The organism is Flavobacterium tistrianum (assembly GCF_003254545.1).
Taxonomy (GTDB): Bacteria; Bacteroidota; Bacteroidia; order Flavobacteriales; family Flavobacteriaceae; genus Flavobacterium; species Flavobacterium tistrianum.
Map to the genome: position 1 here is coordinate 82,136 of NZ_QJRH01000060.1, position 22,624 is coordinate 104,759.

20 protein-coding genes and 1 riboswitch are annotated in these 22,624 nt (G+C 32.9%); of the genes, 7 read left to right on the plus strand and 13 right to left on the minus strand.

What is annotated here, in order from left to right; translation table 11 throughout:
• Positions 1 to 7 precede the first annotated feature (7 nt).
• Positions 8 to 1,465 carry a S41 family peptidase gene (locus tag DMB71_RS03530; RefSeq protein WP_111363746.1) on the plus strand — a complete coding sequence of 486 codons (1,458 nt, stop codon included), beginning with the start codon at positions 8 to 10 and terminating at the stop codon, positions 1,463 to 1,465.
• Between the two features lie 77 nt (positions 1,466 to 1,542).
• Here the strand turns inward: DMB71_RS03530 and DMB71_RS03535 are convergent, their stop codons facing one another.
• The 7 genes from DMB71_RS03535 to DMB71_RS03565 form a co-directional block, all read right to left on the minus strand.
• The gene (locus DMB71_RS03535; RefSeq protein WP_111363747.1) at positions 1,543 to 2,601 is read right to left on the minus strand and encodes a DUF5074 domain-containing protein; all 1,059 of its coding nucleotides are present in this window, start codon (positions 2,599 to 2,601) and stop codon (positions 1,543 to 1,545) included.
• Between the two features lie 4 nt (positions 2,602 to 2,605).
• The gene (locus tag DMB71_RS03540) at positions 2,606 to 4,420 is read right to left on the minus strand and encodes a TonB-dependent receptor plug domain-containing protein (RefSeq protein ID WP_239452917.1); all 1,815 of its coding nucleotides are present in this window, start codon (positions 4,418 to 4,420) and stop codon (positions 2,606 to 2,608) included.
• A gap of 67 nt (positions 4,421 to 4,487) precedes the next feature.
• A riboswitch (cobalamin riboswitch) is annotated at positions 4,488 to 4,692 on the minus strand.
• Positions 4,693 to 4,757: 65 nt separating this feature from the next.
• Positions 4,758 to 5,291 carry an alpha-ribazole phosphatase gene (gene cobC, locus DMB71_RS03545; protein ID WP_111363750.1) on the minus strand — a complete coding sequence of 178 codons (534 nt, stop codon included), beginning with the start codon at positions 5,289 to 5,291 and terminating at the stop codon, positions 4,758 to 4,760.
• Positions 5,276 to 6,061, minus strand: coding sequence for an adenosylcobinamide-GDP ribazoletransferase (locus tag DMB71_RS03550; protein WP_111363752.1), 786 nt, complete (start codon positions 6,059 to 6,061; stop codon positions 5,276 to 5,278). Before DMB71_RS03550 ends, cobC begins: the two co-directional genes overlap by 16 nt.
• A 177-nt stretch (positions 6,062 to 6,238) precedes the next feature.
• Positions 6,239 to 7,918: a nicotinate-nucleotide--dimethylbenzimidazole phosphoribosyltransferase gene (cobT, locus tag DMB71_RS03555; protein ID WP_111363754.1), complete on the minus strand. Its 1,680-nt coding sequence runs from the start codon at positions 7,916 to 7,918 to the stop codon at positions 6,239 to 6,241.
• A 173-nt stretch (positions 7,919 to 8,091) separates the two neighbouring features.
• Positions 8,092 to 8,601, minus strand: a complete 510-nt coding sequence (gene cobU / locus DMB71_RS03560; RefSeq protein ID WP_111363755.1) for a bifunctional adenosylcobinamide kinase/adenosylcobinamide-phosphate guanylyltransferase — start codon at positions 8,599 to 8,601, stop codon at positions 8,092 to 8,094.
• Positions 8,602 to 8,696: 95 nt separating this feature from the next.
• Positions 8,697 to 9,059, minus strand: coding sequence for a DUF5522 domain-containing protein (locus tag DMB71_RS03565; RefSeq protein WP_111363757.1), 363 nt, complete (start codon positions 9,057 to 9,059; stop codon positions 8,697 to 8,699).
• A 93-nt stretch (positions 9,060 to 9,152) separates the two neighbouring features.
• Between DMB71_RS03565 and DMB71_RS03570 the strand changes: the two genes are divergently transcribed.
• From DMB71_RS03570 to DMB71_RS03580, 3 genes are all read left to right on the plus strand, one after another.
• A complete protein-coding gene (locus tag DMB71_RS03570; protein WP_111363759.1) occupies positions 9,153 to 10,295 on the plus strand; it encodes an ABC transporter substrate-binding protein in 1,143 nt (380 codons plus the stop codon).
• 1 nt (position 10,296) lies between these two features.
• Complete coding sequence (locus tag DMB71_RS03575) at positions 10,297 to 11,322, plus strand: FecCD family ABC transporter permease (protein ID WP_394336375.1); 1,026 nt, start codon at positions 10,297 to 10,299, stop codon at positions 11,320 to 11,322.
• A gap of 103 nt (positions 11,323 to 11,425) precedes the next feature.
• On the plus strand, positions 11,426 to 12,202 hold the full coding sequence (locus tag DMB71_RS03580; RefSeq protein ID WP_111363760.1) for an ABC transporter ATP-binding protein: 777 nt from the start codon (positions 11,426 to 11,428) through the stop codon (positions 12,200 to 12,202).
• Positions 12,203 to 12,204: 2 nt separating this feature from the next.
• Here the strand turns inward: DMB71_RS03580 and DMB71_RS03585 are convergent, their stop codons facing one another.
• From DMB71_RS03585 to DMB71_RS03595, 3 genes are all read right to left on the minus strand, one after another.
• Positions 12,205 to 13,005, minus strand: coding sequence for a hypothetical protein (locus tag DMB71_RS03585; protein ID WP_111363762.1), 801 nt, complete (start codon positions 13,003 to 13,005; stop codon positions 12,205 to 12,207).
• Positions 13,006 to 13,057: 52 nt separating this feature from the next.
• Entirely contained in the window at positions 13,058 to 13,516 is a 459-nt protein-coding gene (locus DMB71_RS03590) for a tRNA (cytidine(34)-2'-O)-methyltransferase (protein WP_111363763.1), read from the minus strand.
• Between the two features lie 75 nt (positions 13,517 to 13,591).
• The gene (locus tag DMB71_RS03595; protein ID WP_111363781.1) at positions 13,592 to 14,164 is read right to left on the minus strand and encodes a pseudouridine synthase; all 573 of its coding nucleotides are present in this window, start codon (positions 14,162 to 14,164) and stop codon (positions 13,592 to 13,594) included.
• 399 nt (positions 14,165 to 14,563) lie between these two features.
• Here DMB71_RS03595 and DMB71_RS03605 point away from each other — a divergent pair, with 399 nt between their 5' ends.
• From DMB71_RS03605 to DMB71_RS03615, 3 genes are all read left to right on the plus strand, one after another.
• Positions 14,564 to 14,956 carry a hypothetical protein gene (locus DMB71_RS03605; RefSeq protein WP_111363784.1) on the plus strand — a complete coding sequence of 131 codons (393 nt, stop codon included), beginning with the start codon at positions 14,564 to 14,566 and terminating at the stop codon, positions 14,954 to 14,956.
• 137 nt (positions 14,957 to 15,093) lie between these two features.
• Complete coding sequence (locus DMB71_RS03610) at positions 15,094 to 15,846, plus strand: SDR family NAD(P)-dependent oxidoreductase (RefSeq protein WP_111363785.1); 753 nt, start codon at positions 15,094 to 15,096, stop codon at positions 15,844 to 15,846.
• A gap of 308 nt (positions 15,847 to 16,154) precedes the next feature.
• On the plus strand, positions 16,155 to 19,589 hold the full coding sequence (locus tag DMB71_RS03615) for a T9SS-dependent choice-of-anchor J family protein (protein WP_111363787.1): 3,435 nt from the start codon (positions 16,155 to 16,157) through the stop codon (positions 19,587 to 19,589).
• Positions 19,590 to 19,636: 47 nt separating this feature from the next.
• On the opposite strand, the gene DMB71_RS03620 is transcribed toward DMB71_RS03615, so the two are convergent.
• Genes DMB71_RS03620 through DMB71_RS03630 form a run of 3 tightly spaced genes read right to left on the minus strand, consistent with a single transcriptional unit; the run spans position 19,637 to position 22,560 of the window.
• Entirely contained in the window at positions 19,637 to 20,146 is a 510-nt protein-coding gene (locus DMB71_RS03620; protein ID WP_111363789.1) for a MepB family protein, read from the minus strand.
• A gap of 45 nt (positions 20,147 to 20,191) precedes the next feature.
• Positions 20,192 to 22,048: a hypothetical protein gene (locus tag DMB71_RS03625; RefSeq protein ID WP_111363791.1), complete on the minus strand. Its 1,857-nt coding sequence runs from the start codon at positions 22,046 to 22,048 to the stop codon at positions 20,192 to 20,194.
• Positions 22,045 to 22,560: an RNA polymerase sigma factor gene (locus tag DMB71_RS03630; RefSeq protein ID WP_239452918.1), complete on the minus strand. Its 516-nt coding sequence runs from the start codon at positions 22,558 to 22,560 to the stop codon at positions 22,045 to 22,047. The genes DMB71_RS03625 and DMB71_RS03630 overlap by 4 nt, the downstream gene beginning before the upstream one ends.
• Positions 22,561 to 22,624: the final 64 nt, after the last annotated feature.

The window sequence follows — 22,624 nt, forward strand, 5'->3', positions numbered from 1 at the left end:
ACACGATATGAAAACAACTTTAAAAAGCATTCTTTTTCTTTTTTTATTCGCATTTTCTTTACAGTCTTGTGAAGATCAGGATGATGTTGCTGCTCCAGCAGACTTGCAGATTAATAAATTTATCTGGAGAGGATTAAATGAAGTTTATTTATGGCAGCAAGATGTTCCAAATCTAGCTGATGGCCGTAATTTGCAACCAGATTTTGATCAATTTTTAAGAGGATATTCTCATCCCGAAGATTTATTTCAAGACTTGCTAAATAAACCAGTCAGTAAATTTCCTAACGGTGATGCGATTGATCGTTTCAGCTGGATTGTTGACGATTATACGGTTCTTGAGCAGGAACTTAGCGGTGTTACAAAAAATAATGGTGTCGATTTTAGATTAAGCCGTGTGGCTTCAGGATCAAATGATGTGGTAGGTTTTGTACGATACATTATCCCAAATTCTGATGCTTCTACAAAAGCTATTAAACGAGGAGACTTGTTTACTAGTGTGAACGGAACAAAACTTACAGTTTCGAATTATCAGCAGCTATTATTAAATCAGGATAGTTATACTTTAGATTTGGCAGATTATAACGGAACTAACTATGTTCTAAACGGAAAATCAGTTGCCTTAACTAAAACTGTTTTAGAAGAAAATCCTATTTTCATTAACAAAGTGATTGCTTCAGGAGGTCGTAAAATTGGTTATTTAATGTATAATGGTTTTTATCCAGGATATGACGATAAATTAAATCAAGCTTTTGGCGAATTAAAATCGCAAGGAATTACAGATCTGATTTTAGATCTTCGATACAATGGAGGAGGATCTGTGACATCTGCAATTAGACTTTCTAGTATGATTACAGGACAGTTTGATAATCAGATTTTTGCTAAAACGCAATTCAATGCGAAGTGGATGAAAGATATGACTGCCGACGATTTAGAAAGTTTAAATTATAGGTTTGTAAATAATATTGATGGAAAACCATTAAACAGTTTAAATTTAACTACAGTTTATATTATTACCACTGCAAGTACAGCATCTGCAAGCGAATTGATTGTAAATGGATTAAAACCTTATATCAACGTAGTTCAGATTGGAGAAACTACAACGGGCAAAAATGTTGGGTCGTATACAATTTATGATTCTGAAACTCTTTTTACTAAAAAAGGAATCAATCCAAACCATAAATATGCGATGCAGCCTCTTGTCTTTAAAATTTCAAATTCTGCAGGTTTTGGTGATTACCAGCAAGGTTTACAGCCAACTTATCAGCAGTATGAAAGAGTAAGTACTTATGGTGTTTTAGGAGAAACATCTGAGCCTTTGCTTAATTTGGCTATTTCAAAAATTACAGGATCTACTGCTAAGAGAATCTTAGATGATTCTACACCAAATACTCCTTATTTGACAGATTCAAAAATCATAAATGGACTAAGACATGGAATGTATTTTCAAAATGCTCCAAAAAACTAAAATACAATAAATAGAAAAGGCTTTCATCACTGAAAGCCTTTTCCATAAAAAAAACAAAAACTAATTCTAAGTATAAATTAATCGTTAAAGTAGAATCCGTTTGGACCAACACCAACAGTTAATTCTTTTAATAAGCTTCCGCTTAAATTATAAATGTATGCTTTACTGCTTGAAGCAAAATCACCACCATCTGCAATAAAGATTTTATCATTTTTTACTGCAAAACCGTACATTTTTCCATACTCAGAAGTTGAGCTGTATTGGAAAATAGGAGTTGTAGAAGCTGATGTTGCTGTGTAGTCTATAGCATAAACAGCAGTTTCTAGAGTATAATATATTTTATTGTTGTTAATGTCTAGATTTTTAACACCATCAAGAGACTCAGGGAAAGTAATTTTACTGATAGAATTGTCAGATAATTTTACTTTTACAATTTCGCTTCTTTCTCCGTATGAGCTTCTAATTACGTACAAAATACCATCTTTAACTTCCATTGTATCTGCACCTTGACCAATAGTTAGAGAAGTTTCAAGTTTGTTTGTTGCAGTATTTACTATAAGTAATTTGTTATTGTTGTAAGGTTCAGTTACATAAAGTTTATTGTTGTAAACTTCAATATGATTAGCCGTTGCGTTTAAAGCAATTGTAGATTCTACTTTGTTTGTAGCTAAATTGATAACAGCGATAAAATCATCTGTATTACCAGCTGGGTTTGTGCTAGATGCGTAAGTATTTGCATTAGTAACATAAGCTTTTCCATCTTTTACAACACCGTATCTTGGAGTAATTAAGCCAGTTTCAATTTTTGCTACAAGTTTAAATGTATAACGATTTACAACATTTATAACATTAGAACCACCAGCAATGATATAGGCTTTATCTCCATCAAAAAATATATTTTGAAGATATTTTCCAACAAAATCAGAACCGTTTACAGTATTGTATACATCTTTTGTGAAAGTATTTAAATCGTTGCTAACGAAAGAAACAGAACCTCCATCAGTGAAATTTCCTTCGTTTAAGATGAAAATTCCATTATCATAAACTCCTTTTGGATCATTGGAGTCATCGTCATTAGAACAAGAAACAAGAAGCGAAACGCTAAGTGCTGCTAAAAATAATCTAGTTAATTTCATTATATTAAAATTTAAGGTTTAAGTACAAATTAAAATTTCTTCCAGGCATTGGTCTGTATTCTAAACTTTGATAAAATGTATTCCAAAGATTTAAGACCTGAAATCCTACTTTAAAAGAAGATAAAAGTTTAAAATCATAATCAATTCCGATATTTGATACATTGTAAGCATCAACAATTTTCTCAGGATCGTTGTCAGATTGTGTGTAGACAAAGCCATTATAAAGGAACTGATAATAGGCAGAAATGTTTTTTCTTGAATAGGCAACAGATGCCGTAACTTTATTGAAAGGAACAAAAAATAACTGTTTTTTGGTTTCAACATTTTCTGAAACTGTATAAGCATAAGTTGCATTTGCTGTCAAGTTGTTTTTTCCAAAACTTTTTTTCCAGCCCAATAATGTTTCAGCTCCATAGCTATTTACCTTGTCTGTATTTTGTGGCATCCAAATTCCATTTGTTCCAGGAACCCATCTTAGCAAATCTTTTATTTTCATGTAATAAAAGGTCTGCGATATATTAAAATTTTGAAAAGTAAAAACATTTCCTATTTCTGCCTGATAAGAACTTTCAGGTTTTAAGTTTGGATTTCCGCCTTCTTCCCAGTACAAATCATTGAAAGTTGGAATCCTGAAATTTCGTGATGCATTCAATTTCAAATTGTATAGTTTTCCAAACTGATAAGAAGAACCAACTGAAAACAGAACAGGAGATTTATAATTGTCTGTAAATTCTTTACGGACGCCAAATTCATTTTTCCAGTTAGCTGAAGCGTCTTGTTTGACAAGTAAAGCTGCAGAACTTATTTCTCTCACATTATCGCCAAAACCAGAACCATATCCTTTAGTTCTATTATAGTCCAAAATTCCGTTTACTTGCAATGATTTGAATACTTGATATCCTAAATCTGCTTTTGTAATAAAGCTTTCAGTTTTTCCGTAAGTATAAATGTTACTAGAATTATCTGCATAATACTGATAGTTCTCGAAAATATAAGCAGTTTTTAAATTGGTTGTAAACTTTCCAAAATTACCGTCATATTCTAATAAGTTCCGATTAAAGCCATTGACATATTTGCTTTTCATTTCCGATTCGGAAACTAAAGAAGTATTTCTATCGGTATTTGAGCTTTGGGTGTATAATCTTAGGATGTTTTTTGCATTAATTTTATAACCAGCATTGGCGCTTAGAGTAATAACATCATATTGCCCATTTTGATTCCAGCGCTGTTCGCCTTTCCAGTTGTACTGATTCAGATATTTATAATCGTTAGTCGAACTGTTTTTCGAAAGTCCAATTTGAGCACTCCATTTTTTGTTAGAAATAGAAGTTTTGTAATTAACTCCAATTGTATTGAAACTGCCGTAGTCTAGTCTTAAATTATTCTCAAAACGATTAGAAAATAACAAATCGTTGTTTAAATGCACCGTCCCTCCAACTGCTCCGCTTCCGTAAATAACACTTCCACCGCCCGCTTTTACACTTATTGAATTGTAATCGGAACCCGAAATGGTATTAAAATCGGTGCTTCCGTTCATTTGGGAATTGATGTTAATTCCGTTCCAGATTACCGCTGTTTGAGAAGAAGTTGTTCCTCTAAAAGCTACCGTAGATAACATTCCACGCCCGTATTCTTTAAAGTAAATTGTAGAATTAAAGTTTAATAAATCGGTTAAGAGAGCTTCATTTTTGCCAATAACAGAGTCATTTAGTTTTAAAACAGATTGTGAAACCGAATAGGATTTTAAATTTTTGTCTGAAACCAATACTTCTTTGAGACTGGTAATAGAATCGTTTTGCGCCGAAATAATCTGGCACATTATAAAAAAACAAAAAGCAAAAAGTCGTTTTAAAGTCATAAATTCTTCACTCTTTTTCCCGAGAGTTCGATAAATTGTTACAAAGGCAGGTCTCCTGGCTTGCGTCTTGCTGTTTACCTTCCCATTCGCCGTGGCGGAACAGTGGTTTGTAGTTAACAGCAAGCATTCGTTTAGAACTTAGCTTACAGTTGCGGGTACAGCTCAAGAATTTACTTGATTCCCTTTTAATGTGTTTTTAAATCAAAAACACAACCTTAATTTGCTGCAAAGATAAAGTTAAAAATATTGATTATTCAAATTTGTTTTGAGATTCATGAAAAATTATAAATTATTTGCACTAAAAATCGATTTTTATAACTTGTCCGAAATCAACTTTATTATTGAAAGCATCCTTTAAAGGCAGTGAACTCTGATGGCAGAGAATGCTTCTGATGATTCCGGCGTGAGCAACAATAACAATTGGTTGATTTGTTTTTGAAATGGTTTCAGATAAAAAATCACCAACTCTATCGTGCAGTTCGACAAAAGATTCTCCGTTTGAAACTTTTATGTTTACAAAATCTTCCATCCAAGGATTGAGTTCTTCCTGCGGAATTTCGTTCCAGCTTTTTAATTCCCAATCTCCAAAATTCATTTCTTTCAAACGCTCGTCTTCCTGATAAGAAATGGTTTTAATATTTTTTTGAATGTGTTTTGCTAAAATAACACAACGCTTTAAAGGACTAGAGAATATAATTGCCTCTGAAGGAAGTTCACAAATAATTCTGTCAAAAATTTCATCAAATGGAACTGAAATATCAACATCTGATTGCCCGTAACAGATTCCTTTTTCGCAGATGGTTTCGGTATGACGAACTAGATAAATTTCCATAAAAATAAAATGCTTAAGTAAAATACCACTTCACAAACCTGTTGAGTTGCTCCAAGACAATCTCCAGTATAACCGTCAATCCATTTCTGAAAATAGCGTGCTAAAAAATATCGTGTTATAAAAACAGGAATTATAGCCAGAAGAAATTTCAAATTGAAACAAGAAAATGCAATCAGAGGAACTAGACCAAAAAAGAAAGAGCCAAAAACTTCTTTCCAAGTATATTGTTTTGCAATTGGTTTGCTTTTGCTCGAAGCATCTTCACGAGAATATTCGTGTGTAAAAATAATACTTATTGCTGCCAGACGGCTTAATGAATGAGCAGAAATAAATAAGAGATAAACTAGTAAAATATTATTAGTGAAAAGTAAAATTGATTCTGAAAGCAGTTTGAATTTTAATAGAAAAAGTAACACCAATCCGATTGCACCATAGGCGCCGATGGCACTATCTTTCATAATCATCAAGATTTTTTCTTTCGTCCAGCCTCCGCCGAATCCATCACAGACATCAGCGAATCCATCTTCGTGGAAAGCACCCGTTGTTAAAATAGAAGCAATAATTGCTAATATAACAGCAATCTCCGTTGAAAGAAAAAATGAAAAAAGATAAAAGGTCAAAAAGGAAATACTACCAACAATCCATCCGATAAAAGGAAAATATCTTGTGGCTTTGTTTAAATAATCTGGATGATGCGTAATGTTTTTTGGACACGGAATTCTGGTGTAAAACATTAAGCAGGTGAAGAAAATGTGTAGTTCTTTTTTCATTTATATAATTAGTTTGTCATTTAGTTTGTCATTTCGACGAAGGAGAAATCATACAAGATATTCCGTAAAGAGAATCGCCAATCTTTGTAGAATTTCTAGTGTGATTTCTCCTTCGTCGAAATGACAAAAATCAGAATAAATCACTATGTGACATAATTGTTTTTTAGAAATACAAAACTATTTCCTACTTATACCCGCACTTTCAAAACTTGCCATTTCATTCAAAAAGGCCTCAGCCGATTTTAAAATTGGAAAAGCAACAGCGCAACCCGTTCCTTCTCCCAAGCGTAAATCAAGATTTAAAATAGGTTTTGCTCCTAAATAATTTAGCAATTCTGAATGTGCTTTTTCGGCAGAACAATGGCAGAAAATAGCATTTTGTTTGATATTCGGATTTATTTTAAAAGCAATCAAATATGCAACAGTACAAATGAAACCGTCAACAAGAATCAGCATTTTATTTTCAAAAGCTTCGAGCATTGCGCCAGACATTTGAAGAATTTCAAAACCTCCAAAATAGGAGAGTTGCGATAGTATTTCGGCTTGACCGGAATAACTTTCAATTGCTTTTTTGAGTAAATTTTGTTTTAAGATCAGTTTTTCATTTTCGACTCCAGTTCCTTTTCCGACACAATCTTCAATAGGAAAATCGGTTAAAATACTCATTAAAACAGAAGCTGTAGAAGTATTTCCAATTCCCATTTCGCCAAAACCAATACAGTTTGAACCAGATTTTGCGATATTTTCAACAATCGATTTTCCTTTCTCAAAACATAACTGGACTTCAGATTCGCTCATTGCGGGAACGTGTAGAAATGACTGAGTTCCTTTGGCAATTTTTGCATCGATTAATTTTGCGTTGGTTGGAAAATCATAATTAACGCCCGAGTCTACAATCGATAATTCGATATTATTTTGATTACAGAAAACGTTTATAGCTGCGCCACCATCCAGAAAATTATTAACCATTTGTCGCGTAACATCCTGCGGATAATCACTTACGCCATGAATTGCAATTCCGTGATCTGCAGCAAAAACTACAATATTAGGTTTTACGATTTTCGGATTCAAAGTTTCAAAAACCGTTGCCATTTGAAAAGCCAATGCTTCCAAAGTTCCTAAAGAACCAACAGGTTTAGTTTTCGAATCTATTTTGTCTTGTAAAAGAGTATAGAAATCGGACTTATCATGGATTTTGCTTTCTGATTTTGAATTGAAAGAAGAAACATTTATTTGATGAATTTCTTTAATTTCAGTGCAAATAGGAGCTTCCGATTTTTGTTTCCAATGCAATTGCTGCAGCATTGGCTGATTGTTATAATTGGTAGCTGGTTTCCCGATGCAGAAATAACCAAGCGGTTCTATATTTTCGGGTAAATCAAGGATTTTTTTAAACTGATAATAGTTGAGAATCGAAACCCAGCCCATTCCGTAACCTTGTTCTGTTAGCGAAAGCCAGATATTCTGCGCCGCACAAACCGAACTGAATTTCACTGCTTCGTTACTGCCAATTGTGCCAATCGTAAATTGATTGAGAACCGAGCGATCATAAGCAATTATAAGTCCAATTGGAGCTTCTTCAATTGCTTCGAGTTTTAGCGATCTGTAAAGTTCTTTTTGTTCTGGATTGTCGGTAAGTTCTTCAGCTTTTTTATTGTAATCTAAAAAAAGCTTTTTAATAGACGTTTTAACCTCATGAGATTTAATGAGATAATATCTTGTAGCATCAGTCAGTCCCACAGACGGAGCCCAATGTCCTGCTTGCAAAGCTTTTTCAATTACGTAATGAGGAACTTCATCGGCTGTAAAATGTCGTGTGTCGCGGCGTGATTTTAATATATCGTCTAAATGGCTCATTTTCAAAAATCAATAACAATTTCAAAAATCAATGTCAATTTGAATCTCAAAATTTTTTAGTCCTTGTAAAGTTAAAGCATTCGCTTTGGAATCAGAATTAATATTTTATTAAATAAAAAAGAAAGCTAGATAAAGGATATTGATTTTTGAAATTGTCATTGTTATTGAAATTTTTAACCTTTTATTTTAACTGGAATTCCAGAAATCATCAATACAACTTGATCTGCATTTGCAGCAAGAAACTGATTCATCCAACCTTGAAGTTCAACGAATTTTCTTCCTATGTGCGTTTCTGCATGAACACCCATACCGATTTCATTTGTTACAATAATGATATTCGCATTTTCGTGTTTTGCAATGGCAAGAAATTCTTTTTTAGCTCCTTCCAGACTTAAATCTACATCATTTTTGGTATCAATGAAAAAATTGGTCAGCCAAAGCGTTACGCAGTCAATTAAGGCCGTTTTTCCAGAGAAATCAATTTCACTTAGATATTTCTCTTTCTCAATATTGGTCCAATGTTCGTCTCTTTCTTTTTGATGGCGATCAATTCGATTTTGGAAGTCATCATCCCATTTTCGGGCAGTTGCTACATATAACGGTGAGTTGGAAAGTTCTAAAGCAAGTTTCTGCGCATAACCACTTTTTCCCGAGCGCTCACCACCAGTTATTAAATAAATCATTTTTTATTAATTATGAGTTATGAGTTTTGTTTGGCAATTTATAAATTAAATTACGAGCTATTCATTCATAACTCATAATTTATAATTCATAACTCCTAATAAGGGCAATGTCGGCAGTTATTCCCACAGCAGGTTCCTCTTTTTAGGTGAAACCAAGCTTTAAAAACATAATTGCCATTTTCGATATAATAGTCAATTCCTTCAATTAAATTGTCAGTTTTGGGTAAAAGCATTGCCTTATTATTAAGTGCCTTTTTTGGAGTTAGGGTTTCAATATAAGCGTCAATTTTATCTTCGCAGGCTTCTTTAAAACATGCAGGGCATAGACAATCGCCTCCTTCTGAAAGATTGAAAATAGGAGGGTAATCATTACACCAGCATTTATTTTCAGGTGAAATGTCTCCGCATGAAAAAGCGGCTTCACAACTAGAGCAAATTTTTGTTTTTGGCGCACTCATTAAATAAAAGGCTTTTGTTTAAATTTGTACGAATAAAGGTAAACAAAAAAAATAGAAATTGATTTACCTTTGTGCCCACACAAAACACAAAATATGAAATATTTTTTCCATAAATTACCAGTCGTTTTTTTGCTTCTTTTAGTAATTAGCTGTAAAAAAAATGAAACGCAAGCTATTGTAAAATCTGATGTTGCGACAGAAAGTATTCAATATGCATATGGACTTTCAATTGTAAAAAACGAAGGCTATTCAATTGTAAATGTGAGCAATCCGTGGCCAAATGCTAAGGAGAAATTCACTTACATTTTAGAAGAAAAAGACGTACAAATTCCAGACAGTTTAAAAAAATATCCGTCAATAAAAGTTCCATTAGAAAGTGTTGTGGTAACTTCGACAACCAATATTCCGTTTCTGGAAATGCTCGAAGTGGAGAATAAATTGGTCGGATTTCCACATACCGATTATATTTCTTCAGAAAAAACACGTGCATTAATTGACAAAGGTTCTGTGAAAAACGTTGGACAAAATGAAAAACTGAACATCGAACAATTAATAGAATTGTCACCAGATTTGATTGTGACGTTTGGTGTCGATAATAATAATCCGATGTTGGATAATTTGAAGAAAAGTGGTTTAAAAATACTTATTCAAGGTGATTGGATGGAGCAGTCTCCATTAGGAAAAGCCGAGTGGATTAAACTTTACGGCGCTTTGTTTGGTAAAGAAGACAAAGCAAAAGAGCTTTTTGATAAAATCGTAGAAAGCTATAATCAGGCTAAAAAGTTAGTTATAGATAAACCTGCAACTTCAAAAGTTTTATACGGTTCTATGTACGAAGATGTTTGGTATGTTGCCAAAGGAAATAGTTGGGTGGCGCAGTTTATGAAAGATGCAAAATCAAATTATTTATGGGCTGACTTACAAGGAACGGGAAGTGAAGGATTATCTTTTGAAAAGGTGTTGGATAAAGCGAAAACGGCTAATGTTTGGATTGCTTCAGGATCTTTTAAAAGTTTGGATGAACTGCAAAAAGCGAATCCGCATTACTCAGAATTTGATGCTTTCAAAAATAAGATGGTATATAATTTTGAAGGAAAGCTTGGAGCAACAGGAGGAACAGTTTATTATGAATTGGCACCAAGCCGTCCAGATTTAGTTTTAAAAGATTATATCAAGATTTTTCATCCCGATTTATTGACGGGCTACGAATTTACTTTTGCATCAAAACTGAATTAAATTGGCGAATAAAAAAAGAAATACCATTTTATTTGTCGTTTTGGCTTTAGGACTGTTACTAATGTTTTTTGCGAGCATTAGTTTAGGATCGGTTACAATTCCCTTAAAAGATGTTGTAGCAAGTTTAACAGGAGGTCAAGCAACAAAATCGACTTGGGAATATATTATCATTAATTACCGTCTTCCTAAAACCATCACTGCGGTTTTAGCTGGAATGGGACTTTCAATGAGCGGACTTTTGATGCAGACTCTGTTTCGAAACCCGCTTGCTGAACCTTATGTTTTAGGTTTAAGTTCCGGAGCCAGTCTTGGGGTTGCTTTTGTGATTTTGGGAGCAGGATTTTTGCCTTCTTTTTTAAGTGTAATTGTATTGTCTTCTTATGCAATCGTTTTGGCATCTACTTTAGGAAGCACATTGGTTCTTTTCTTGGTTTTAATTGTTTCGCAAAAACTACGAAATACAATGGCAATATTGATTGTGGGATTGATGTTTGGAAGTTTTAGCACGGCTATCGTAAGTATTCTATCGTATTTTAGTACGGCAGAACAACTTCAGAAATTTACTTTTTGGACAATGGGAAACCTCGGAAATCTCTCTTGGACAAACATCGGAATTCTAACTTTTTGTGTTGGAATCGGATTGCTTTTGAGTGCCAAAAGTATCAAACCATTAAATGCCTTGCTTCTTGGAGAAAATTATGCCAAAAGCATGGGATTGAATTTTAAACAGGCTAGATTAATAATCATATTTGCAACCAGCATATTGTCTGGAGCTATTACTGCATTTGCGGGACCAATTGCATTCGTAGGTTTGGCAGTGCCCCATATTGCAAAGCTAACTTTTCAAACCAGCAATCATACTATTTTATTTTGGAGCACTTTATTTTTCGGTTCTATTATAATGCTGTTTTGCGATATTGTTTCGCAAATGCCTGGATTTGATGTTACGCTTCCAATAAATGCCGTTACATCTATAATTGGTGCGCCGGTTGTTATTTGGCTTGTAGTTAGAAAAAGAAATTTTTAATAATTTATTGCCACAGATTAAAAAGATTTACGCAGATTTTTTTAATCATTAGGCAAAGAAAAAACTTAGAATCGTAGAATCTCAGAACCTTAGCGCCTTAAAAATGAAAAATATTTTATCAACTTCAAATCTAAATATTGGATATAAATCCAAGAAAGGAGTTACGACTATTGCTGAGAATCTTAATCTAAATCTTGAAGCAGGCAAATTAATTACTTTAATAGGAGCAAACGGAATAGGGAAGTCAACTTTACTGCGAACGATTACTGGAATTCAGAAACCTTTATCAGGAAATGTTTATTTGAATGAGAGAAAGATTTCAGACTATAAACCATTAGAATTGGCACAAAATCTAAGTTTAGTTTTAACCGAAAAACTGCCGCCAAGTAATCTTTCTGTTTTTGAGTTAGTCGCTTTGGGTCGCCAGCCTTATACCGATTGGGTCGATAAATTGTCTCAAGAAGATATTCTAAAAGTGCAGGAAGCAATGAATTTGACACAAATTGAACATTTAGCTTCAAAAAAACATTTTCAAATTAGTGACGGACAATTGCAGAAAGTTTTAATTGCACGAGCTTTGGCACAAGATACTCCGTTAATTATTTTAGACGAACCAACAACACATCTTGATTTGCTGCATAAAGTCTCATTATTTAAATTATTAAAGAAGCTAACACAAGAAACTCAAAAATGCATTTTGTTTTCAACACACGATATTGATTTGGCTATTCAGTTAAGTGATGAAATGATTCTGATGACGCCAGAAAATATAGTACAAGATCAGCCTTGTAATTTAATTTCAAATGGGAGTTTCAGCAATTTATTCAAAGATGAACATATTATTTTTGATGCTGAAAAAGGGAAGTTTATTGTGAGTTAGAATTATTGTTTTTCCGATCGTACACGATAGACTTGAAGTAGTTTTTCTAATTCTTGATCTTTTATGTCTAATTCTCCAATATCAATCATTTCATTGTTAAATGCTAAATAAGTTGTGCGGTTTTTTCCTCCTGACGTAAAAACTCTATCGTTTTGTATGCCTTTCCACTTGACAAGCTTTTTGTCTTTTAATTTTATTCCTTCGGCATTAATTATAATTTGAGGATTTTTATCTAGTAATTTTTTAATTTGATTATAGGTTAAATAAAAACCGAATCCTAAAAGTATTAGTCCCCAGTATTGTTTTTCATACAATGAATAAATACCTAACAAAATACTTCCGAAATAAATTAAAAGGAAGAAAAGAATAATAATTTTTGAGAAATAAATAGCTGTTTCTTTTGGAACCGAAATATCATCCTTATAGATATCTTTTTCTAGAAATTTTTTATCTAATTGTTTTAATTTTTGTTTTTGCTGATCGTTTTTAAATTCTGTCTTTTCAAGCCAGCTGCCTTTTTCCCAAATCAATTTTTCTTCGACAGCTTTTCTTTGTAATTCATGGATATTTCTAACATTTTCGTAAGCCCATATTTTCCAATTATTAACAAAATAGCTCCATACCAGCCAACCAGATATAAATCCTAAAACAAAACTAACGGGAATAATCCATCCTTCTAATAATTTTACATACGAAAGGTAAATTCCACCACAGATAAAGCTAAAAATTACAATCATTGGCAAAAATTTTAATTGCCATCTGCCTTTGCTTAGTGCTTGTTCTACAGTTACGTTTTCTTTCATAAAGATTAAATAAGGATTTTAATTTGCTTATTCTGATGAAGCAAATAAACAATTAAATTTTCTTTAATCCAATTTGCCTCTTCGCTTCTCCAACAATAAAAGCAACCGAATTGGCAATATTAAAACTACGGATAAGTGGTGACATTGGAATCGTTAAATGATTTTTGAATCTTGCCATAAATGCTGCGCTCAAACCAACGCTTTCTTTCCCGAAAACCAACCAGTCACCATCTTGGAATTCATTTTCTAAATAGGATTTATCAGAATGCGAACTCATTAAAAATACGCGAGAATGATCTGGAATCTGAGCAATCCATTCCTCTACGTTTTGATATTCTGTAACATCAAGATGAACCCAATAATCCAATCCAGAACGTTTTAGATTTTTGTCATTAATCACAAATCCGAAAGGATGTATTAAATGAAGACGGCTTTCTGTGCCTACACACAATCTGCCAATATTTCCGGTATTATTTGGTATTTCTGGTTCTACGAGAACAACGTTTAACATCTTTTTTAGTTATGAATTATGAGTTATAAGTTATGAGTTTCTGGAAATTATCTAATTGGCACATTTTCTAATTAACTAATTTTCTAATTCGAAATCGGAAACTTCCAAAACTTCACCTGCTTTAAGGTTTTGCAAATATACATTTCCTATTCGAACGCGAACTAGACGAAGTGTTGGAAAACCAACTGCAGCAGTCATTTTTCTAACTTGACGAAATTTCCCTTCTCTTACCGTGATAGATGCCCAAGAAGTTGGACCATGACGTTCGTCTCTTATCTTTTTGGCTCTCGCTCCAAAATCTGGAATTTCGGTAACGATAGATGCTTTACAGCGTTTCGTTTTGTATTTTCCACCGTCAAGTCCAATTTCGACACCATTTTGTAATTGTTCAATTGCTTCTGGAGTAATTAATCCGTCAACTTGAACGTAATATTCTTTTTCAACCTTTTTACTTCGAACGAGTTCGCTCATGTTTCCATCAGTAGTCAAAAGAAGCAATCCTTCAGAATCTTCATCCAATCTTCCAATTGCCATTGTTCCATTTGGGAAATCGTACAATTCGCCCAAAAGCTTTTTCTTTCTTTTTAATTCATAAATAAATTGGCTCAAATAGCCGTAAGGTTTAAAAAGAATGAAGTGTCGATGCATTTTTAATTTTTTGCAAAGATAGTTTCTTTCCTAAAATTAAAACTATTACGGCTTTTGTGATTTCATTTTTTTAAGCCATTGGTAGACAAACCAAATTACGGTAACAATAAAAATGGCGATTAAAACCGAATAATAGTTTTCGAAAAATTCATGAAAATAACTGCCAATTAAAATATAAGCAGAAGCCATGCAAAATTTGATTAAGATAAATTCAGAATTTGACCAGCTGGTTTTGATTTTGAAGAAGTTCATAATAATTAAGGTTGTTAAGTTGCTTTGAATAAAGATAATGAATAAAAAAGTAGATGGCAATTATAAAAGAAAAGCAACCCGAAGTCGTAATTTTTTCGCAGTAAGAATTCGTAATATTATAAAGTTGAATGTAAAAATAATAATGCCATGGAAACGAATAATTTAGGAACAAAAAAGATAAACGGAACGCAGAAAAATATTGACGAATCTAAAGGAAAAAACGTTTCGCACGATAAAGAATTAAAAGATGCCAAATTGAACAAAGAAATGGTTACAGATGCAGACGGCGATAAAAAGATTGTAGAAAGAGCACGAAACGAGAATGAAGATATTCATAAAACTCTTCATCAAATAAATCCAGATAATCCAAATGCAAACCGTGGAGTTGAAACGGAAGAAGAGGCAAACAAAACAGTTGAGAACAAAGATCGTAATTCTGATATTACGCCAAATCGATATCCAAACTCACATCCTGATAATCACAAAGATCGCGGAAACATGAAATTGGATGAAGACGAACGAGATACTACGAAATTTTAAATAAAAAGAAGTCAATTTAATGCTAAATAACATAAGATTAGCGGTTGGCGTTAATGTTATTGTAAACTCATTTTAAAGCTTCTGTATCGGTTGATATCTTCGTAAATTAGAGGAATCAATTTAAAAACATATATAAAATGGCACTTTTAGAAAATAAAGTAGCTTTTGTATCTGGCGGTGGTTCAGGAATTGGACGCGCAGTAGCAAAAGCCTACGCTCGAGAAGGAGCAAAAGTTGTAGTATCTGATATAAATGTAGAAAATGGTGAAGAAACTGTAAAAATGATAAAGGAAAAAGGCGGAGAAGCTTTTTTCGTAAAGGGAGATTCGTCGAGCGCAGCCGACAATAAACATATGGTTGAGGTGACAGTTTCAAAATACGGCCGATTGGACATTGCTTGTAACAATGCAGGAATGGGAGGGCAGGCAAAACCAACCGGAGAATACGATCCAGAAGCTTGGGATAAAGTTATTGCATTAAATTTGAGCGGTGTTTTTTACGCTTGCCGTTACCAATTGGAACAAATGGAGAAAAATGGTGGTGGAAGTATTGTAAATATTGCTTCAATTCATGGACAAGTAGCTGCGCCAAATAGCGTTGCATACACAGCGAGTAAACACGGTGTGGTTGGTTTGACTAAAAATATTGCAGTAGAATATGCTCAGAAAAATATTCGTTGTAATGCTGTTGGACCAGGTTATATTGAAACAGCACTTTTAAAAGATAATTTAAATAAAGAAATGATGCAGGCCGTTGCAGCAAAATCTGCAATGAACCGTTTGGGAACTGCAGAAGAAGTTGCCGAACTGGTAGTTTTTCTAAATTCTGATAAATCATCATTTACAACAGGAAGTTATATTATTGCCGATGGTGGTTATACCGCGGTTTAATATTTTTTATAAAATACTATTTTGAATTAGTAAAAGCAGTAAGCGAAAGTTTACTGCTTTTTTAGTTTTTAAATCTGTTTTATTTGTAGGAAACGTAGCGTTTTAGAGGCTTTCGCGTGTTTTAGTTGTTTTGAATAATGTTTTGTTTTGTGCCTTTTTTGTTGGTTTTATTTTATTATATTTAGCGTTGAATTAAGTTTTGATGAAAAATATTTATAAAATTGTAAACATTAAGTTTATGTTTTTGTAATATTCACTTAACTTTAAACACTATAAATTTGAACTCTAAAAACTCTATTTTTTAACGTATGAAAAAACTTTACTTTTCGCGCCTTTTGGCTCTTTTATGTTTTTTTTGTTGTATTTCTGGAGATCTTTTTGCCCAGACAAATCCAGCGCCACAAAGCATACCTTTTAAACAATATTTTGATACATTCGCAGTAACATCTACTACTTATCCGGATGGTTTTCAAGGTTGGAATGCAAGTACACCTTCCAGTTTAGGTACACCTTCAAATTTTACTACTACTGTTACCTCTGATAAAACCATGAGTTCGGGTGGATCAGCATCTTCTTCTGGAGGGAATATTTATAATTATAATCAAAAAATTGGTTTTTTAAATGCCTCAACTTATCTAGATCAATCTATAGTTCTTGCTTTAAAGACAGAAATGCATACAGGAGTACAGGTAGAATATGATGCAATGGTAGTTCGTAATCCATATGTTGCAGGAACTACAACTAATCGTATTAATGAGATGGCTTTACAATATCGTGTGGGTGAAACGGGAAACTTTATAACCTTATCTGAAAGTTTATTTCGTAACAATACAACAACACGTACAAAGGAAAGTGATCCGTTGCAAACTGAGCACATAAGAGTGACATTACCTGCCGAATGTGATAATAAGCCAGTAATTCAAGTACGATGGATATCTAGACAAGTTTCAGGAGCAGGTTCTCGTCCTGCTTTTGCTATTGGTAAAATAGATGTAACAGAAGATGATTTAGCACCAGTAAATATTTCAGGATATCCAAAAACAGCAAATGTTTTAGGAGATAGTTTTGATTTTGTTAGTAGAATAAATGAAGCTGGAAAAACGTATTATGTTCTACTTCCAAATGGTAGTGCAGAACCAACAATTGCACAAATAAAAGCAGGTCAAGATTCTAATGGAAGTGAAGTTTTAAAAGCAGGAGTTTTTGATGTCACAAGTTCTGCTCAAGAATATGTGGCAAGTTTTACAGGATTGCCTTTAAGCACAGCATATTCTGTTTTTTCTATATCAGAAGATATTGCAGGAAATATCCAAGCATCAGTAAATAGAGTAGATGTGACAACACTAAACGTGATGCCTCCTGCTATATCTCCATCTATTTCTTCATTAAATTTAGGAGGTACTGAACCAAATTTTGATCCTTTAATTAAAAGCTATCAGATAGGAGCTTCAGATCTTACCGCAAATGTAGTGCTTACATCTTCAGGAAATTTTACTATTTCAAAAGATAATACTGTATTTTCATCATCTTTGACATTTGTTCCTACTGATTTTGATTCGAATGCTACACCAACCATTTATGTAAAATTTACACCAACAGCAATTGGCAGTTTCTCGGGAACAATCACTCATGAAACAACTGGAGGTACAACTAAAATAGTTTCTTTAACAGCTCTTGGAGTAAATCCTTTTGTACAAAATTTTGACGATCCAGATGTTTTTGTAAACAGTAAATGGTCTCAATATAATGAAGCAGGGCCAATAAACAAATGGGCTTACACGAATCAGTCGCGTAATGTTAACTCCGGAACTGGAGCTGTTTTAATGAACGGATTTTCAGACAGCGGCGCTAGTAAAGATTGGTTAATTTCTCCTAGATTACGTTTAGATGGTTTTACTCAAATTCCGTTATTATCTTTTTATTCTCGTCAATTTTATGATGGCCCATCTTTAAAATTAATGGTTTCAACCAATTATGATGGAGTAAGTGACCCAAATACAGCAACATGGACACCGATAAACGGAAGATTTCCACAAGATACGGGAAGTTATGTGAAATCTGAATATATAAATTTATCAGCTTATAAAACAAATCACACTTATTTGGCTTGGGTTTACGAAACCACTTCTGGCGGAAATGATAATGCTGCGGAATGGTCTTTTGATGATTTTGCTATTATTGATGAATCAAAATATGTGGATTCTAACCCGCGCTTAGATTTTGCAGATGTAAGTCCAAATTCGGTTTCTGCTAGTCAAACTTTTGTTTTTGCAGCGGCAGGCTATGGAGATATTACTATTGAGGCTCCCGCTTCATACGAATTGTCATTAGATAATATTTCATTTTCATCAAGCATTATTATTTCTTCTGCAGATGCATTAACTGGAAAAACAGTTTATGCGAGATTTGCCCCAACAACAAAAGAGCCAACTATTTCTGGTGTTTTAACTGTTACAGGAACCTCTTTAAACAAACAAATAGGTTCATTTACTGGAACTTCTATATTGAAAGTAGATACTTATGATGTAGTATCTTATAATTTAGAATTTTTTGGTTCTGATGTTAAAGATAAAACTGGTAAAGAATTTGGACCAACAAATGATGCGTTGCAAATAGAAAACGTTGCCAAAGTAATGAACAAATTGAATGCAGACGTCTATGTTGTTCAGGAAGTTTCTGATGAACCAGCACTAGATGCTTTAATTCAAAAAATTAGCGTTAACGGAAAAACATTTGATAAAGTAACTTCAACTTCTTGGTCTTATTCATTTAAGCCTTTAGATCCCTATTTTCCACCTCAAAAATTAGTTGTAATTTATAATACGCAAACGACTACTGTAAAAAGCACAAAAGTATTATTTAAAGATTTATACGATCAAATTTTAGCTCATACGGTAGTTTTACCAAACTATCCAGGAACAGGAACTCCAGAACTTAATGATGATAGTTTTTTCTCATCAGGACGTCTTCCTTATTTAGTTCAAGTTGAAGCTAATATTGGCGGAATTAAAAAAGACATAAATCTTATCGATCTTCATGCACGTGCAAATAGCGGGACATCTATAAAGGAGTACAATCAGCGCAAATATGATATCGACTATCTAAAAGATGCATTAGATGCTGAATATCCAGATGCAAATTTAATTCTTTTAGGAGATTTTAATGATGATGTAAAAGCTTGGGTTGGAAACGCAAGTACAGCTTCTTCTTATAAGAAATTTGTAGATGATACGACTAATTATAATGCTTTAACATTAGGTATTAGTCAGGCTGGAGCTTATAGTTTTTTAAGTTCACAAGGATTTTTGGATCATATTTTAATTTCTAATGAATTGAATGATGATTATATTGCTAACTCAATTGCAGTTTATGACCCAAGAAATGATATTGCAAATTACACCACAACAACATCAGATCACGGACCTGTAATTGCCCGATTCCAATTGAAACAAGATGTGCTTTCTACGCCTGATTTTGGAAAAAACAAATATTTTGTAAAAGCTTATCCAAATCCTGCAACAGATGTTTTGAATTTTGACGTAAAAACTACGCAAGGAAGAGATCTTAAAATCAGATTATATGATTTTAATGGTCGTGCTATTGGAAACCCGATTAGTGTTAAAAATGAATCGGAAGTTAGCACCGCAGTTGTTGCTGTTGGAAACCTAGTTTCTGGAGTTTATTTCTATACAGTAACAGAAAACAATAAAGTGATTTATAAAGACAAAGTTATTAAGAAATAAAATCGATTATAAAAACAGAAAGGCAGTCTAATTTAAGACTGCCTTTTTTACATAAATACTTTTTTAAATTCCTCTAAATCAATTTTGCTTTGATCTGAAAAGTTAAAGAAATAATCCAATTGCCATTTCTGCGTTTTCTGTGCTTGTTTGCTTGTGGTTTCGTCCCACGGCGGATAAACTCTTGTAGCTCTAATGCCTTCTTTATTTTGGGTAGAGAAAATACCTTTTTCAAGTAAAGTTTTCTTCGGAAAGATAAACTGTCCCCAATTTTGATCTTTTCTAACAGTCACAATTACAAAATCAATATTATCCAAATAATCAAAAGGTTCAATTATACCTGATTGGTTTCGTTTCCATAATGTAACGAACTGTCCCGTTTTGGTTGGGGTAATTTTCGCCTCTCTATAGCAAATGTTTTTATTGTTTAACTTAAAACGAAATGCACTGTATTCTTCACTTTCGCTTTCCTTCTCTAAAGAAGTCATCTGCAAATCAGCTTTGTCAAAAATACTTTCTTTGCTCAATACTAAATCAGCTGAGCCAATGGTAAAATTCATAAAAATCTATTTTAAAAATAGTTTGAAAATTACTACAAATTTACTTTAGAAATTAACATTCAGTCCAAAATTTAATCCCCATTGGAACTGGTTGAAAGACTGGCTGTTTAACGGATTGATATAATAATTTACAGCAGGTTCAACAAAAACATTGGTCTTTTTATATACACGATATTGCACCGTACTGCTCAAAGTAGAACCATAAACATAATTATTAGCATTTACATTTTCTCCAATAGAGTGTCCGTCCAAAGCCACATTGTTAGAAATTAATTTACCCACAAAACCTCCTGTATTTAAGTTAATGCTGGCTTTGTTTTTATTAAAGACAGAATAAGAAACCTCAAGTGGCATTTCAACATATCTTAAATTTTGATCTAATTTTCCAGTTTGTACGTTTTCATTTTTCAAAGCTTCTTTTGTACTATTTGAAATAAAAAGATAACCTTGGCTTGACGGGTCTGCTGAAACAACGGGACTGTTATTACTATCGGCATTTAGAGTGCCAGGATTAAAAAAAGCATTGCTTTTAGCGCTTAAATACGATACATTGGCAACACTCTGACCTAATTCACTAATTTTTAATCCAGAACCAACAGCCCATTTTTTGTTAATGCTGTATTTTGTTTTTACACCGTAAGAATTAGATTGTTTAGAATCGTTTACGTTACCTAAAGTTTTCTCGTTTTTAGTGTTTTCAGAACTTGCCACACCCGCAAAAACGGCAACTGCCCATCTTTCTTTTTTGTTAATCAAATTATCTTTTTTCGCTTTTTCTTCTTTTTCCTTTTCTGGAGTCAAAATTCCCTTTTCTAAATTCTGAAGTTCAGCCAGCTGCATAGAGTCTGTTTTACTTAAACTGTTGGTAATTTTCAGATCGTCTTTTATGATAATTGCTTTATCTGTTCGCTTATTCTCATTTTTACCCGTAATGGCATTGTTTGAATTATACGCATTACTGTTTGCAAAAGGGTTGTTATTTGAAGAATAACGCTGATTATTGAAGGCAATATTTTTATTGTTTTTGGGAGCAAGTTGCTCTTCAAAAATAGAATTTGAAAGCTGTTTTTTTGCAGACGAATTAAACTTGCTTTGTTTTCCAAATGCAATCTGTTCTTCAGAAATTCCTTTATTAGAAAGCTTTGCTTTATTTTCTAAATTAGATTGTTTAGAAGATTTTGTACTTGATTTTCCTTCTAAACCTGAATTTTGATATGCAACAGATTGGTTCGGAGTGTTTGCTGGAACTACAGTATTAGATTTTTTAGAAGATTTTACAATTGATTTTTCTTCCGAATTTGAATTTTGATATGCAACAGATTGTTTCGCAGCATTTGCTGGAACAACTGTACTAGATTGTTTAGAAGATTTTACAATTGATTTTTCTTCTGATAAACCTGAGTTTTGATATGCAACAGATTGGTTCAGAACATTTGCAGGAACTACTGTATTAGATTTAGAATCTTTTTTATCGGTTTTGTTCTTAGAGTTTGTTTCTGCTACAGAAGTTTCTTGAACTTGAATTTGTGAGTCAATGTTGAATTGGTTCTTTGCATCATTTTCATGTAATGAATCTATTGCTTTGCCAGTATTTTTATTTTGATTTAAATCTTTGGTATTCTGAATGCCATTTTTTTCTTTGTCAATAACAACACTATTTCTGCTGTTTTCTAAATTGCCATTGTTGAGGTTTGTATTTTCAGATGAATCAGTAAAATGTAAAATTGAAGGCAGAAGCAACCCTAATAATAAGCATGCAGCAGCCGACCACCAAAGAACAACTCTCTTCTTCTTTTTAGGTTTATTTAATTTTTCTTCAATCTGACTCCATAATTCTGGAGGCGGAACACTCGAAAAGTCTTCCATTGATGAAAAAATATCTTCTATTTTTTGCTTCTTCATGCTATCTTAAAATTTTTTATGCTCAAAATTCGCTTTTGTAATATGTGTTTGGCGCGATTTAAATTTGATTTTGATGTTCCTTCGGAGATTTTTAATAGTTCGGCGATTTCTCTGTGTTTCATTTTTTCAAATACATACAAGTTAAAAACCGTTCTATATTGATCTGGTAAATCCCGAATATATTCGAGCAGTTTTTCCTGTTCTATCGGAATAGCTTCCAGTTCCTCTTCTTCAATAAAATCAGTATCAGGATCAAAAACATCTAAAAAGAAACTTTCTTTTTTCTTTTTATTTAAAGTTTCGATGAGTTTGTTTATAAAGATTCGTTTTAGCCATCCCTCAAAACTTCCTTCAAATTTATATTGGCTTATTTTTTGAAAGGCAATTACAAATGCTTCCTGAAAAACGTCTTTCGCATCATCTTCGTTCTTCATATATTTCAAACATATACCATACAAAACAGGAGAGAACAACTGATAAATTTTCAGCTGTCCCTCTCTGTCATTTTTCATGCACAGTTTGATATATTTTTCTAACTCGTCTTTCAAGAAATGGTTCAAATTTGATTTTGCAAAA